A 14,997-nucleotide genomic window follows, 5' to 3' on the forward strand; every position below is an offset into this window, starting at 1 on the left:
TGCGCTCAATCTCACGTCCCGAGAAGAAGTTTCTTGCCCGCTCTGGAAATCCAGGAACCCGAGTTCTCGCTCGGCTCGACGCCACCCTTCTGCAGCAGCTGATAGGAATCCTTATACCAGCGGCTGTCCGGATAATTGTGACCGAGAACGGCGGCTGCCGTCTGGGCTTCGGGCACGATACCCATTGCATAGTAAGCTTCGACCAGGCGCGCCAGCGCTTCCTCGATCTGGTTCGTCGTCGGATACTGTTCCACCACCACGCGGAAGCGGGAGATGGCGGCGAGGTAATCCTTGCGCTCCAGGTAGTAGCGACCGATCTGCATTTCCTTGCCAGCCAGCTGGTCGCGCGCAAAGCGGATTTTTTCCTGCGCGTCGCTGACATATTGCGACTTCGGATAGGTATTGACGAGCTTGGTCATCGCCTCGATCGTCTGCTGTGCCGCACGCTGGTCCTGCGTCACGTCGACGATCTGCTTGGCAAAGGACGAGCCGACGAGATACTGAACGTAATCGGCATCCTCTGAGCCCGGATATTGCTTCAGGTAGCTGTTGCCCGTCTGCACGGCATCGTCATATCGGCCGGTGCGATACTTGACGAAAGTGCTCATCACCATTGCCTTGCGCGCCCATTCGGAGAATGGCTGCTGCTGGTTGATGGCATCGAACTTGCGCCCGGCCTCCGTCATGTTGCCTGCCTTGATATTGGCAAGACCCTGGTTGTAGAGCATTTCCGGCGGATCCGTATCGACGCCGAGCTTGGTGATGTCGATGTCCTTCTTCGTATTGCAACCTGTCACCACCGCACCGGTACCGGCCAGAAGGAGCGATACGAGCAAAGCCCGTGCTGTGATATTCATGCGTTCAGACCTTGCATAACCCATCGGATGACTGTCCCACTAACCGTCGTTGCGGAGACGGCGTTCTCTCGCTGGCGTTTCTAGCCGCAAAAACACCATCAGGGCAACGCATTGATGATGCATTAACGCATTTTTGTGGCAAAGGCCGCATATAGGCAGCCTTTAATCACTGTTTTGACAGAGGATTCTCATCCAGATCCGCACTGTCTGCCTGCCTTGCCGGCTCGCAAGGCCCAAGAGCAAATCATGCGAGTCGCCCGCCAAAAAAAGAGCCGCCCCTCATCGGAGCGGCGGCTTTTCTCATCTCAGCCCCGAACGATCACGCCGACCAGGGAGCGAATTCGGGAGCGTTGACCGCGACGAAATCGCGGCTGTGAACGCGCTGACGCGGAGCCGAGGTTTCAACCACGTCATAAGCCGTGGAATCGCTGAGCAAGGCCTTCAGAGCGTTCGCATTCATGCGATGACCGCCGCGATAAGAGCGGTAACAGCCGATGAATTGCGCGCCGGCCAGCGCCAGGTCGCCGACGGCGTCCAGCGTCTTGTGACGAACGAACTCATCCTTGGCGTAACGCAGGCCTTCGACATTGATGACCGTGTTGTCGTCGGAAATGACGACGGAGTTTTCCAGCGACGACCCCAGCGCATGACCCGAAGCCCAAAGGCGCTCGACATCGCGCATGAAGCCGAAGGTACGGGCACGCGACAATTCGGTCTTGAAGGTCTCGGCGGTCAGGTCGCCTTCCCACTTCTGGCGGCCGATCAGCGGGCATTCGAAATCGATCTCGACTTCGAAGCGCGTACCGTCATAGGGACGGAATTCGCACCAGGAACCGCCAGCCTCGATCCGCACCGGCTTGTTGACGCGGATATAGCGGCGCTTGACGCCGAGCGACTTGATGCCAGCCTGCTCGATCGCCTCGATGAACGGATAGGAGCTGCCGTCCATGATCGGCATTTCCGCACCCGTGACTTCGACAACGACGTTATCGAGGCCGATCGCATAGATGGCAGCCATGACGTGCTCGACTGTCGCGACCGAGCGCGCCGGAGAAAAACCGAGAACCGTGCAGAGGTCGGTATTGCCGACCTGAGAGGAAACGGCGCGCAGCTCGGTCACGTCGCCATTGTCGTGCAGACGCTGGAAAACGACGCCGGTGCCGGCTTCGGCCGGATAGAAAGTGATCGACACGTTGGCACCGGAATGAACGCCGATACCCGAAAGTGTCACGGGGTTTGCAATGGTGGTCTGAAAACCAAGCAATCCGATTGCCATGTAATTCTGCCTTCGTCTGTCTGATCCTGGCCGGACGGTCATCTTCGGACGCTGCCCTTCATCGCCGGTTCAGTCTGTTAACTACGCCGCGCACGTCACATACATTCATGATCGAATGTGATTCCGCAGGCTTGCTTGGTATCTACATACGCGCCGGGGCATCGCATTCCAAATCACTGTTTCTTTCGTTTTGTTACGAAAGCAGTCAGTTGAATTCGTTGGATAATTTCAGATACGACAACAGGTCTAAAATAAGGAAATCCGGGGCCTTTCGGCCCCGGATTTCATCAGGATGGTTAGCAACCTATTAAAAGGCCGCTTCGCATCAGGTCAGTTCGACTGGCGGCGCAGGAAGGCCGGAATCTCGAGCTGGTCGTCCTCGTGGCTCGTCATCCGTGCCTGCGGAGCCTGGCGACCGTGATCGTCGAGGTTGCCGCGACGCGGAGCGTAGAGGCTTGCTTCCGGCGACGGCGCACGGCGCTGCTGCGGAGCCGGTGCGTTGGTCGGAGCCATCATATCGTCGAACGCCGGGTCTTCCTCGCGACGGCCGAGCGAATTGGTGATTCGCTTCAGCAGGCCCATCGGACCCCGTTCTTCGGTAGCCTGAGCAACGGCCGGCTGGGCGCGGTGTTCCATTTCGGCCTTAACGACCGGCGGGAAATCCTCGACCTTCGGCATGCGGACCTGCTCGGGAGCCTGCCGGATGATCGGCTGCTGATGCATGACCGGCGCCTGCTGCTGAGGCTGCGCTTGCGGCTGAACCGGAGCCTGACGAACCGGCTGGGCTTCCGGAGCGGCTGCGAAGATGCGGCTCTGCGGACGGAAGTTGTCTTCCGGCGCTGCGGCTTGCTGCATGGCCGGCTGCTGCTGGACGGGAGCCTGGCGGCTCATCTGGATTTCCAGCTCACGCTCGAGATCGGCCTCTGCCGCACGAATGGTCTGGGCAACCGGGTCCACGGTACGGGGAGCCGGAGCGGCAGCCTGTGCGGTATGGGCCTGCGCGACGTGGGCAGGCTGAGCTGCGGCCGCTGCCGGAGCGGCGGCCGCGGAGGGACGCATAACAGGCTTGGCAGCCGGGCGGAATTCCATGCCCCTGTCGGATGCTTCGTTCATCGCACGGTCGATGCCCGTTGCGACGACGGAGACGCGGATGATGCCTTCCAGCGATTCGTCGAAAGTGGCGCCGAGGATGATGTTGGCGTCCGGATCGACTTCTTCGCGGATACGCGTTGCGGCTTCGTCGACTTCGAACAGGGTCAGATCGCGACCGCCGGTGATCGAGATCAGCAGGCCCTGTGCGCCCTTCATCGAGGTCTCATCGAGCAGCGGGTTGGCAATGGCGGCTTCGGCAGCCTGCATCGCGCGGCCCTGGCCGGAAGCCTCGCCGGTGCCCATCATGGCGCGGCCCATTTCGCGCATGACCGAACGGACGTCGGCGAAGTCGAGGTTGATGAGACCTTCCTTCACCATCAGGTCGGTGATGCAGGCAACGCCCGAATAGAGAACCTGGTCGGCCATCGAGAACGCGTCGGCGAAAGTCGTCTTGTCGTTGGCGATGCGGAAGAGGTTCTGGTTCGGAATGACGATCAGCGTATCGACCGACTTCTGAAGTTCCTGGATGCCCTGCTCGGCGAGACGCATGCGGCGGCCGCCTTCGAAATGGAACGGCTTGGTGACGACGCCGACGGTCAGGATGCCCTTGTTGCGGGCGGCCTGTGCGACGACCGGCGCGGCACCCGTACCCGTGCCGCCACCCATGCCGGCGGTAACGAAGCACATATGCGTGCCGTTCAGGTGATCGATGATTTCATCGATGCACTCTTCGGCGGCTGCACGGCCGACTTCCGGCTGCGAACCGGCACCGAGACCTTCCGTGACGTTGACGCCGAGCTGGATGATCCGCTCCGCCTTCGTCATGGTCAGTGCCTGCGCATCCGTGTTGGCGACGACGAAATCGACGCCCTGCAAGCCTGCCGTGATCATGTTGTTGACGGCATTGCCGCCGCCGCCGCCAACACCGAAGACGGTGATTCGCGGCTTAAGCTCGGTGATATCTGGCTTATGCAGCTTGATAGTCATTGTACCCGTTCCTTCTCTTTATGGCCGCATCGCCACGCCGGCCAATTCACTCGATTTCACTTGCCTGACGCTTGCCCCGGAATGACTTTCCGGGATCAGGCACTCAAAAACTTTCCTTCAGCCATTGGCCGACACGGCCAATCCGGCTGTTGTTACCCCCAAGCGACGAGAGCAGACCGCTGCTCGGCGCATGTGTCTCCATGTCCGCGACCTGCGGATAAATCATCAGACCGACCGCCGTCGAAAAGGCCGGCCCCTTGGCCGCCGTCGGCAGGCCGGACACACCCATCGGACGGCCGATGCGAACGTTGCGGGCAAGAACGCGGCGCGCCACATCGGGCAGGCCGGTCAGCTGGCTGGCGCCGCCGGTGAGGACGACACGCTTGCCGACGATCGGGCTGAAGCCCGAACGCTGGATGCGATCGCGAATGAGCTCGAGGGTTTCCTCGATGCGAGCCTTGACGATGCGCGACACCAGGGCCTTCGGCACCTGCGTCGGCTGGTCACGCTCGTCCTCGCCGATCGGCGGGATGGAAATCAGTTCGCGCTCTTCCGAAGAATTCGCCAGCGCCGAGGCGTGGACGACCTTCAGCCGCTCCGCATCCTCGATGCGGGTGGAAAGGCCGCGGGCAAGATCCGTGGTGACGTGATGACCGCCAAGGCTGACGGCATCGGTATGCACCAGCTTACCCTCGGCAAAGACCGAGATCGTCGTCGTGCCGCCACCCATATCGATCGCGGCGCAGCCAAGCTCGACCTCGTCGTCGACGAGAGCGGCAAGGCCGCTGGCATAAGGCGTCGCCACCATGCCCTCGACCGAAAGATGGGCGCGATTGATGCAGAGTTCGAGGTTTCGCAGAGCCGCGCGTTCCGCCGTCACCACATGCATGTCGACGCCGAGCGCATCGCCGAACATCGCCAGCGGATCGCGAATGCCGCGTTCGCCGTCGAGAGAATATCCGGTCGCCAGCGAGTGCAGCACGGCGCGCTCCTGACGGATCGACTGCTGGCAGGCTGCGGCGAGAACCTTCTTGAGATCGTTGGCCTCGACTTCCTGCCCGCCGAGATCGATGGTGGCGGTATAGATGTCGCTGCCGAGACGACCGGCCGAAACATTGACGATCAGGCTGTCGACGGTGAGACCCGCCATGCGCTCCGCAGCGTCGACGGCAAGGCGGACGACACCCTCCAGCGCGTCGAGATCGGCGATGACGCCGGTCTTGATGCCGCGCGAGCGCTGATGGCCGATGCCGATGATCTCGATATTGTGCGTGCGGTTGGGAAGAACCTGACTTTCCTCGCGCGGCGTCAGACGACCGATCATGCAGACGACCTTGGTCGAGCCGATGTCGAGCACCGACACGATATGCGACCGCTTCGAAGAAAGCGGTTTCAACCGAGGCAGGCCGAAATGAGACGAACCGAATAAGCTCATGTATCCTGCCCTGCTTTCTTCAAAGCCTTGTTTCTCGCATCGACGGCAGCCTGACGGCGAACCGCGGCATCCGGGGTTAATTCAATCGCGGTGCGATCATCGAGACGAAGATCGACCGCAGCGATATCGCGCTGCAGAAGGCTTTCATCCTTGTCGAGCTTGGTCAGCCGCGCGAGCGCACCATCGATATTGTCTTCCGGCAATTTGATGATCACGCCGTTGTCGAGATAGAGATCCCAGCGGCGGCCGGCGACGCGCACGAACGCCTTCACATGGCTGCTGACATCCGGCCACTTGGCAAACTCGCCCTCGACTGACGCGGCTGCGACTTCCGCATCGCGGCCGACGAAGAGCGGCAGCTTTGCGAATTTATTGTCGCGCAGCGGAGCGATGACACTGCCGTCCTTCTGGATCAGCGAAAGCTCGGAGCCGTGCTGCCAGATGGCGTAGGCCTTGCGTTCCTTGAGCTTCACCTCGACAGCCTTGGGGTAGACCTTGCGAACTTCCACACTTTCGACCCAGGGCAGGTTCGCGATCTTCTGCCGGGCCGCATCGGCATCGAGAGCAACGAGCGACGTCGTGCCATCGAGGCCGAGAAGCTGCAGGATCTCGATTTCCGACGTCTCGTCATTGCCCGAGACCTTCACGTCCTCGATGGCAAAACCGGCAGCCGAGGTGGTTGCCTCGGCAACGGCCTGCGTGTGACCGCCGGCCGACATGCCGTAGAGACCCGTCGCAGCGAGCAGTGCGAAAGCGGAAACCGTACCCGTGTGAGACGGAATATTGACGCGACCCGAACCAAGGCTGACCAGGAAACGGACGACACGGCGCAGCGGACGCGGCAAAACGAAGGCGTCCTCGACATCATCGATGGCAAGCGGGACGCGATGGCGGGATCGCCTAATATTTTTGAGCGTCAGCGCAAACAAGACGCGTCCTCCACCATCCACCGGAGAAATTCACCAAAAGAGTAGCCGGCATGAGCGGCCATTTCAGGCACCAGGGAGGTAGGAGTCATGCCGGGCTGGGTATTGACCTCCAGCCAGACAAGTTCGCCCTCTTCGGAAAAGCGATCGTCGAAGCGAAAGTCGGATCGACTAACGCCGCGGCAGCCGATAGCTTCATGCGCCCTTAACGATAATATTTGTATCTTTTGGTAAAGATTCGGTGAAATTTCCGCCGGCAAGACATGTTTTGACCCACCCTTGGCGTACTTGGCGTCATAATCATAGAAGCTGTGGCCGAGCGGTACGATCTCGGTAACACCGAGGACCTTGCCGCCCATGACGCCGCAGGTCAGCTCCCGCCCATAGACATAACGCTCGACCAGCACCTCGTCGCCATAACGCCACTCCGCCGACGTCACGATCTGCGGCGGATGCGCCTGATCTTCCTTGACGATCACGACACCGAAACTGGACCCCTCGCGCACCGGCTTGACGACATAGGGCGGCTCCATGGGGTGCTCGCCGACGATATCGAAGCGGTTCATGACCATCGAGCCCGCGACCGGAATACCGGCCGCCGCAGCAACCGTCTTGGCGCGCGACTTGTCCATAGCAAGCGCCGAGGCAAGCACGCCGGAATGCGTGTAGGGGATCTGCAGGTACTCCAGAATGCCCTGGATCGTTCCATCCTCGCCGAAGGGACCATGCAGCGCGTTGAAGACGACGTCCGGCTTCAATTCGGCCAGGCGGCTGGCGACATCATGACCCACGTCAACGCGGGTAACCTGAAAGCCCTCGGCTTCGAGGGCATCGGCGCATGCCTTCCCCGAAGAAAGGCTGACAGGCCTTTCCGAGGAAAATCCGCCCAGAAGGACAGCCACATGCTTGCCACCCATTAACTACCCCCGACTTCACGGTCTCTGCTCTGCTTTTGCGGGACCTCGCCTGATCGCGATTCTCGCCGCTTTTCAATAGGCCGATTAGAACGACATTAAGGTTAATGAAGCGTTTACTTTCGTTAACTTTCGGCCGCCCCGCCGATGGTCGAATGGTTCGAATCAAATCGGCTTAAAGAATTCTGCCATTGGAATCAGAGAGTTGCTACTTTTGAAATTGCTACATTTAGATTTTTTTAAACAAAGAGCCCCGCATCGAGGGATCGATGCGGGGCTGAAGGCCTTGAAATCAGGCCTCTATCACTCGCTGTCGTCGACCAGTTTCCAGACGAGCCCGCCCAATGCACCGCCGACGATCGGCGCGACCCAGAACAGCCAAAGCTGCTGCAGCGCCCAGCCGCCGACGAACAGGGCCTGCCCCGTCGAACGGGCGGGATTGACCGACGTATTGGTGATCGGGATCGAAATCAGGTGGATGAGCGTCAGCGCCAGGCCGATGGCGATCGGCGCGAAGCCGGCAGGCACCTTGCTGCTCGTCGAGCCGAGAATCACGACGAGGAAAAACAAGGTCAGCACGATCTCGGCCACCAATGCCGAGACCATCGAATAGCCGCCCGGCGAATGTTCCCCGTAACCGTTCGCAGCAAAGCCGCCGAGTTGGAAATCGGCCTTGCCGCTGGCAATCAGATAAAGCACGGCGGCAGCGGCGATGGCGCCGATGACCTGCGCGACGATATAGGGAACAAGCTGCCCGCCAGGAAAGCGGCCAGCCACCGTCAGGCCGACCGAAACGGCCGGATTGAAATGCCCTCCCGAAATGCCCCCCACGGCAAAAGCCATGGTCAGCACTGTCAGACCGAACGCAAAAGCAACACCTAGAAAACCGATACCCAGGCTCGGAAATGCCGCCGCAAAGATTGCGCTGCCGCAGCCGCCAAATACGAGCCAGAATGTCCCAAGAAACTCAGCTATGAGTTTTTTCTGCATTAACCCCTTCTCCTTTGCCCTCAACCGCAGCGAAAATCAGCCATCTATGAAAAAGATTCCGGGAAGGACACGCCGGAGGTACGCCCACTCAACGGCAAACGATCGCCCAATTGCTCACGAATCGACAATTGCGGCTAAATAATAGCACGCAACCGCTGATTTCTTGCGCGTTTGACGTTTGCGTCGAACAAAAATTACGCTAAGGACACCCCTTACCTAATAAGCAAACCTTAGCACCTTCTAAAATGGTGGGATCATGACTGACGCGATATCTCCTTTATCGCCGCCCCCCTCGTCATCGAACAGCGCTGTTGCGAACTCCCCGGCACGCGTTCTGATCGCGAGTCTCATCGGCACAACGATCGAGTTTTTCGATTTCTATGTTTATGCGACGGCGGCGGTTATCGTCTTTCCGAAGCTCTTCTTCCCCGCAAGCGATCCGACCTCTGCGACCCTGCAGTCCTTCGCTACCTTTTCCATCGCCTTCTTCGCGCGCCCGATCGGGGCGATGATCTTCGGTCACTTCGGCGATCGAATCGGCCGCAAGGCGACGCTCGTCGCGGCTCTGATGACCATGGGCCTCTCGACGGTCGTCATCGGCATGCTGCCGACCTATGAATCGATCGGCGTCCTCGCACCGGTGCTGCTGGCGCTTTGCCGCCTCGGCCAGGGTCTCGGCCTCGGCGGCGAGTGGGGCGGCGCGGTGCTGCTCGCCACGGAAAACGCCCCGGAAGGCAAGCGCAGCTGGTACGCCATGTTCCCGCAGCTCGGCGCTCCCATCGGCTTCATCCTGTCGGCCGGCCTTTTCCTGATCCTGCGCGAAAGCATGGATGACGCGGCCTTCCTCAACTACGGCTGGCGCGTTCCCTTCCTGATCAGCATCGTGCTCGTTGCCGTCGGCCTCTATGTCCGCCTGAAGATCACGGAAACTCCGGAGTTTCAGCGCGCGATCGAGAAGGAAGAACGGGTTTCTGTCCCGATCGCCGTCATCTTCCGCTCGCACTTCCGCAGCCTTGTCCTCGGCACCATCATAGCCGTCGCGACCTTCGTGCTGTTCTATCTGATGACGGCCTTCACGCTGAGCTGGGGCACCCGGCCCCCGGGCAACGGGCCGCTGCCGGCAGGCCTCGGCTATTCTCAGGGCCAGTTCCTCGTCGTGCAACTCGTCGGCGTCGTGTTCTTCGGCTTGATGATTCCACTGTCCGGCCTGCTGTCGGACCGCTACTCGCGCCGGCTGGTTCTGATCCTGACGACCATCGGCATCCTCATCTTCGGCCTGTTCTATTCGTCGCTGCTAACGGCCGGCCTTGCCGGTGCCTTCGCCTGCTCGATCATCGGTCTGGCCCTGATGGGCTTCACCTATGGTCCGATCGGTGCGGCATTGGCGGCCCCCTTCCCGACGACCGTGCGCTATACAGGCGCCTCGATGACCTTCAATCTCGGCGGCATCGTCGGCGCATCCCTGGCCCCCTACATCGCCACATGGCTCGCGACGACCTACGGCCTCGTCTATGTCGGCTATTACCTGGCCGCCGCAGCGATACTCTCGCTGATCGGCATCCTGCTCTCGGGCAATGACGAAGTCTGAGAAAACAGGCATAACCAATTGAAAAGGCCGGGTGAAAACCCGGCCTTTTTGTTGAATCGAATTATGAGGTCACGCCGGTTACAGCAGTAGCCTACTCGGTCGTAACGCCTTGGAACGGACGGACTTCCCGGCCCGGCATGAAGCAGCCAAGGCGCTTGATTTCCCATTCCAGCTTGACGCCGGACTTCTCGAAGACCTCGCGGCGCACCTGCTCGCCGAGATACTCCAGGTCGTAGCCTGTCGCCTGCTCCATATTGATCATGAAGTTGCAGTGCAGCGACGACATCTGGGCACCGCCGATCACGAGGCCGCGGCAGCCGGCTTCATCGATCAGCTTCCACGCGGAAAGTCCTTCGGGGTTCTTGAAGGTCGAGCCGCCGGTCTTTTCCCGAATCGGCTGCACCGTTTCGCGATGCGCGCGCACCGCATCCATCTCGGCGCGAATTTTGGCCCGATCCTCGGCATAGCCTTCGAAAAGGACATGCGTGAAGATCAGCTCTTCCGATGCGTCCGAATGGCGGTAGCTGTAACCCATTTCGGCATTGCTGAGCACATGCTTGCCGCCCTTGCGGTCGACCGCATGAACCTCGACGACCCGATCGCGGGTCTCCGCACCGTTGGCGCCCGCGTTCATCCGCGCAGCGCCGCCGATGCTGCCCGGAATACCATAGTAGAAGTGGAAGCCGCCGATGCTGTTGTCCATCGCCATGGCTGCGACATGCTTGTCCGGGCAAATGGCGCCGGCCAGAATGCGATTCTCGCCGGCAAGCTCGACCGAGCCGAAGCCCTTGGCCGACAGCCTGAGGACGACGCCCGGAATGCCGCCGTCGCGCACCAATATATTAGACCCCACGCCGACCACCGTCAGCGGCACCTCTTCCGGCAGGATCTTCAGGAAGGCGATGAGGTCGTCCGTGTCATGCGGCTGGAACATCAGCTCCGCCAACCCGCCGGCGCGGAACCACGTCACACGATCCATCGGCGCGTCCGGCGTCAGCCGGCCCCTGATGTCCTTTACACCGTCGCCGAGCGACGCCAGAAGCTTTTCTCCGTTTACCTGTTTCATGCGGACTTACCCGAGAGGCCTTCCAATTCCTTTGGCAATGATGCTGCCCAATATGTGATGCTGCCAGCCCCCAACAGAACCACAAAATCACCCGGTCGTGCAATCTCCGCAACCATGGCGGCAAGATCTTCCTGCGATGGCAGGTAGCGCGCGTCGCGATGGCCGCCGGCCTTGATGCGCGAAACCAGCGTCTGCGAATCGACGCCCTCGATGGGGTCCTCGCCCGCGGCATAGACCGGTGCCAGGAAGATGCTGTCGGCATCGTTGAAGCACGCGGCGAATTCCTCGAACAGGCTCGACAGGCGCGTAAAGCGATGCGGCTGATGCACGGCGATGATGCGGCCCTTGCAGGCTTCGCGCGCCGCCTTCAGCACCGCCTTGATTTCGACGGGGTGATGGCCGTAGTCGTCGAAGACCTTGACCCCGTTCCATTCGCCCGTCAACGTGAAGCGGCGCTTGACGCCACCGAAGGACGCCAGCCCCTTGGCGATCGCCTCGCTGGAAATCCCGAGCCGGTTGGCAACGGCAACCGCGGCCGTCGCATTGGAAATATTATGGCGGCCCGGCATCGGCATGACGAGATCCTTGATGTGGATCACCTTGCCGGTGCGGCGCCTGCGAATCTCGACATCGAACAGCGAGCGCGTGCCGTCGATGCGCACATTCGAAAAGCGCACGTCCGCCTGCGGGTTTTCGCCATAGGTGATGACCTTGCGGTCCTCGATGCGGCCAACGAGCGACTGCACTTCCGGATGGTCGATGCACATCACGCCGAAACCGTAGAAGGGCACGTTCTCGACGAACTGCCGGAAAGCGGCACGCACGGCATCGAAATTGCCATAATGGTCGAGATGCTCCGGATCGATATTCGTGACGACGGCGATATCGGCGGGCAGCTTCAGGAAGGTGCCATCCGATTCGTCGGCCTCGACCACCATCCACTCGCCGGCTCCCATGCGCGCATTCGTGCCATACGCATTGATGATGCCGCCGTTGATGACGGTGGGGTCGAGCCCACCGGCTTCCAGAAGCGTCGCCACCAGCGAGGTCGTCGTGGTCTTTCCGTGCGTGCCGCCGATGGCGATCGCATTGCGGAAGCGCATCAGCTCGGCGAGCATTTCGGCTCGGCGCACTACCGGCAGCAGCTTTTCGCGCGCGGCCATCAGTTCCGGATTGTTCTTCTTGATGGCGGTGGAGACGACGACGACTTCGGCATCGCCGAGGTTTTCCGCCTTGTGGCCGATATGAACCGGAATGCCCTTGTCGCGCAGCCGCTGCACGTTGGCGCTTTCCGATTGATCGGAACCCTGCACGCGATGGCCGAGGTTATGCAGCACCTCGGCTATGCCGCTCATCCCGATACCGCCGATACCGATAAAATGCACAAGGCCGATTGCCTTCGGCAGCTTCATGCGCCTGCCCCCTTGAATTGCTGAATTGAACGTCCCGCGGCAATAGCCTCAACCATGTCGGCAAGCAAGTTTGCCGCATCCGGCCTGCCCGCCTGCTTGGCGGCGGCGGCCATCTTTGCGAGTTTTTCCGGCATGGTCATGGCGCCGCGCAGAATGGTGGAAAGCTTCTCGGAGGTCAGCTCCGACTGCACGATGACCTTGACGCCGCCCGTCGCCGCCAGCGCGGCGGCATTGGCCGCCTGATCGTGATCGAGCGCATGCGGATAGGGCACGAGGATCGCCGGGCGGCCGATGACGGCAAGCTCGGAAACCGTCGAAGCTCCGGAGCGGCAGAGAACGAGATGCGCGGCACCGATACGCTCCGCCATATCGTTGAAGAACGGCGCGACATCGGCGCCCATATCAAGCTTTCTCGTGCAGCTGTTGACCGTCTCCATATCCTCGGGGCGCACCTGCTGGGTGATCCGCAGGCGCTTGCGCAGCGGTTCTTCAAGCAGGCTGATCGCCGTGGGAACGGCCTTCGAGAAATACTGTGCGCCCTGGCTACCGCCGAAGACGACCAGGTTGAACGGGTCTTCCGGGCCGGACGGCACATAAGGACGTTTGGCAGCCTCGATGACGGCCGGGCGCACGGGATTACCCGTCGTCACCGTCTTTTCGGCGAATGCGCCGTTTTCGGTGAGGAAGCCGCCCGCTATCGCGCGAACGCGCGTTGCCAGCATCTTGTTGGCCCGGCCCATGACCGCATTCTGCTCATGCAGCATGGATGGCACACCCATGCGCGTCGCAGCCAGAAGCGGCGGAACGGTCGGGTAGCCGCCGAAGCCGACGACGCAGACGGGCCTGATCCGCTGGATCAGCTTGCGAGCCGCGCGCATGCCGGTCCACAGCGTCCAGAGGGCCTTCGCGACTTTCAGCGGGTTCTTCGAGCCGATCGTTGCCGAGGGCACGACATGAATCTCGTCAGCCGGAAACTTGCCGGCATAGCGTTCGGCACGGCTGTCGGTAACGAGGTGCACGGAATAGCCGCGCTCCTTCAGCTTGTAGGCCAGTGCCTCGGCCGGAAATACGTGACCGCCGGTTCCGCCGGCGGCAAGAAGGACAATGCCTTTACTCATAATTTCGCTCCCGCGAACACCCCGCTAGCCGGGGCATCTCCCTGATATAGGAAGTCGCCATGGCCGCGTCATCGGCGCGGGCCAAGCCCCCCTCATAGCCCGCCGCCTCATGAAAAGCGACCGCAGAATGAAGGGCAGGCAGGCGATGGCACGAGCAGATGGCGGATAGTCCCAAGACGATCACTCCGCCGGCAATCCGTGCGTGACGCGGAACATGGTGCGATCCTGCGCACGCTTTTCCGGCCTGTGACGCGTGAGCGCCAGGATGAAGCCAGCCGTTACGCAGATCGCGGTCATCGACGAGCCGCCGTAGGAAATCAACGGCAGCGTCATGCCCTTTGCCGGCAGGAGCTGCAGGTTGACCCCGATATTGATGATCGACTGAATGCCGATCTGCAGAACGAGACCGGCGACGGCAAAGCGGTTGAAATCATTCTTTTCCTTATAGGCATGCGACAGGCCGCGCAGCACGAGGAAGGCGAAGATCAGCACGAGCACCATGCAGAAGATGGCGCCGAATTCCTCGGCCGCAACCGAGAAGATGAAGTCCGTATGCGCGTCCGGAATGATGCGCTTGACAGTACCTTCGCCGGGGCCGACGCCGAACCAGGTGCCGTGAACGATCGCTTCCTTGGCGGTGTCGACCTGGAACGTATCGCCCTCACCCGTCAGGAACTTGTTCACGCGTTGCGCGACGTGATCGAAGACGTAATAGGCGGTCACGAAACCGCCGGCGCCAAGACCGCCGAGCACGATGATCCAGAGCCAGGGCATGCCCGCCATGAAGAACATGCCGCCCCAGACAGCGGTGGTCAGGATGGTCTGGCCAAGGTCAGGCTGCGCCACGAGCAACGCCACGACGATGCCGAAGAGGATGATGGCGAAGAGGTTGCCCGGGATTTCCGGCTGGCGAGCATGCTCGGAAAACAGCCAGGCGCAGACGACGACGAAGGCGGGCTTCATGAATTCCGAAGGCTGGATGGACAGCGAGGCAATATTGACCCAGCGCCGGGAACCCTTGACTTCGACACCGAAGAACAGCGCGAACAGCATCATCGCCAGTGCCACGATCAACAGGATGACCGCCGTCCTTCGCACCTGTCTGGGCGTCATGAAGGAAATGCCGATCATCGTCGCAATCGCCGGGACGAGGAACAGCGCGTGGCGCTTGACGAAGTGGAACGGCTCGAGCCCGATGCGCTCCGCCACGGCGGGCGACGCCGCGAAGGACAGCATGAAACCGATGCCGATCAACAGGATGAAAAGGGCGAGAAATACGCGGTCGATGGTCCAGAACCACTCGGCCAAGGCCCCACGTTCAACGCGGCTTACCATA

General features: G+C 61.2%; 12 protein-coding genes. 1 reads left to right on the forward strand and 11 read right to left on the reverse strand.

Going from position 1 to position 14,997, the window contains the following annotated elements:
• Nucleotides 1–11: 11 nt before the first annotated feature.
• The 7 genes from ACJJVH_RS08570 to aqpZ form a co-directional block, all read right to left on the reverse strand.
• Nucleotides 12–881 carry an outer membrane protein assembly factor BamD gene (locus ACJJVH_RS08570; RefSeq protein WP_412065087.1) on the reverse strand — a complete coding sequence of 290 codons (870 nt, stop codon included), beginning with the start codon at nucleotides 879–881 and terminating at the stop codon, nucleotides 12–14.
• A 295-nt stretch (nucleotides 882–1,176) separates the two neighbouring features.
• Complete coding sequence (gene lpxC, locus ACJJVH_RS08575) at nucleotides 1,177–2,133, reverse strand: UDP-3-O-acyl-N-acetylglucosamine deacetylase (RefSeq protein WP_112797968.1); 957 nt, start codon at nucleotides 2,131–2,133, stop codon at nucleotides 1,177–1,179.
• Nucleotides 2,134–2,463: 330 nt separating this feature from the next.
• Complete coding sequence (gene ftsZ / locus ACJJVH_RS08580) at nucleotides 2,464–4,212, reverse strand: cell division protein FtsZ (RefSeq protein WP_112797970.1); 1,749 nt, start codon at nucleotides 4,210–4,212, stop codon at nucleotides 2,464–2,466.
• Nucleotides 4,213–4,315: 103 nt separating this feature from the next.
• On the reverse strand, nucleotides 4,316–5,647 hold the full coding sequence (gene ftsA / locus ACJJVH_RS08585) for a cell division protein FtsA (RefSeq protein ID WP_112797972.1): 1,332 nt from the start codon (nucleotides 5,645–5,647) through the stop codon (nucleotides 4,316–4,318).
• On the reverse strand, nucleotides 5,644–6,576 hold the full coding sequence (locus tag ACJJVH_RS08590; protein ID WP_113371360.1) for a cell division protein FtsQ/DivIB: 933 nt from the start codon (nucleotides 6,574–6,576) through the stop codon (nucleotides 5,644–5,646). Before ACJJVH_RS08590 ends, ftsA begins: the two co-directional genes overlap by 4 nt.
• Nucleotides 6,564–7,490 (reverse strand): D-alanine--D-alanine ligase, encoded by a 927-nt coding sequence (locus ACJJVH_RS08595; protein ID WP_113356650.1) that lies wholly within the window; start codon nucleotides 7,488–7,490, stop codon nucleotides 6,564–6,566. Before ACJJVH_RS08595 ends, ACJJVH_RS08590 begins: the two co-directional genes overlap by 13 nt.
• Before the next feature lie 300 nt (nucleotides 7,491–7,790).
• On the reverse strand, nucleotides 7,791–8,477 hold the full coding sequence (gene aqpZ, locus ACJJVH_RS08600; RefSeq protein WP_112797977.1) for an aquaporin Z: 687 nt from the start codon (nucleotides 8,475–8,477) through the stop codon (nucleotides 7,791–7,793).
• A gap of 256 nt (nucleotides 8,478–8,733) precedes the next feature.
• Here aqpZ and ACJJVH_RS08605 point away from each other — a divergent pair, with 256 nt between their 5' ends.
• Nucleotides 8,734–10,065, forward strand: coding sequence for an MFS transporter (locus ACJJVH_RS08605; RefSeq protein ID WP_412065088.1), 1,332 nt, complete (start codon nucleotides 8,734–8,736; stop codon nucleotides 10,063–10,065).
• A gap of 91 nt (nucleotides 10,066–10,156) precedes the next feature.
• On the opposite strand, the gene murB is transcribed toward ACJJVH_RS08605, so the two are convergent.
• The 4 genes from murB to ftsW all read right to left on the reverse strand — a co-directional run bounded on the left by murB (nucleotide 10,157) and on the right by ftsW (nucleotide 14,996).
• Nucleotides 10,157–11,131, reverse strand: coding sequence for a UDP-N-acetylmuramate dehydrogenase (gene murB / locus ACJJVH_RS08610; RefSeq protein WP_112797981.1), 975 nt, complete (start codon nucleotides 11,129–11,131; stop codon nucleotides 10,157–10,159).
• On the reverse strand, nucleotides 11,128–12,543 hold the full coding sequence (gene murC / locus ACJJVH_RS08615) for a UDP-N-acetylmuramate--L-alanine ligase (RefSeq protein ID WP_112797983.1): 1,416 nt from the start codon (nucleotides 12,541–12,543) through the stop codon (nucleotides 11,128–11,130). Before murC ends, murB begins: the two co-directional genes overlap by 4 nt.
• On the reverse strand, nucleotides 12,540–13,661 hold the full coding sequence (gene murG / locus ACJJVH_RS08620) for an undecaprenyldiphospho-muramoylpentapeptide beta-N-acetylglucosaminyltransferase (RefSeq protein ID WP_412065089.1): 1,122 nt from the start codon (nucleotides 13,659–13,661) through the stop codon (nucleotides 12,540–12,542). The genes murC and murG overlap by 4 nt, the downstream gene beginning before the upstream one ends.
• Before the next feature lie 180 nt (nucleotides 13,662–13,841).
• Complete coding sequence (ftsW, locus tag ACJJVH_RS08625) at nucleotides 13,842–14,996, reverse strand: putative lipid II flippase FtsW (protein ID WP_112797987.1); 1,155 nt, start codon at nucleotides 14,994–14,996, stop codon at nucleotides 13,842–13,844.
• Between the last annotated feature and the right edge of the window lies 1 nt (nucleotide 14,997).

Origin of the sequence: Rhizobium sp. SYY.PMSO, assembly GCF_046840415.1 — a bacterium.
Lineage (GTDB): Bacteria > Pseudomonadota > Alphaproteobacteria > Rhizobiales > Rhizobiaceae > Rhizobium.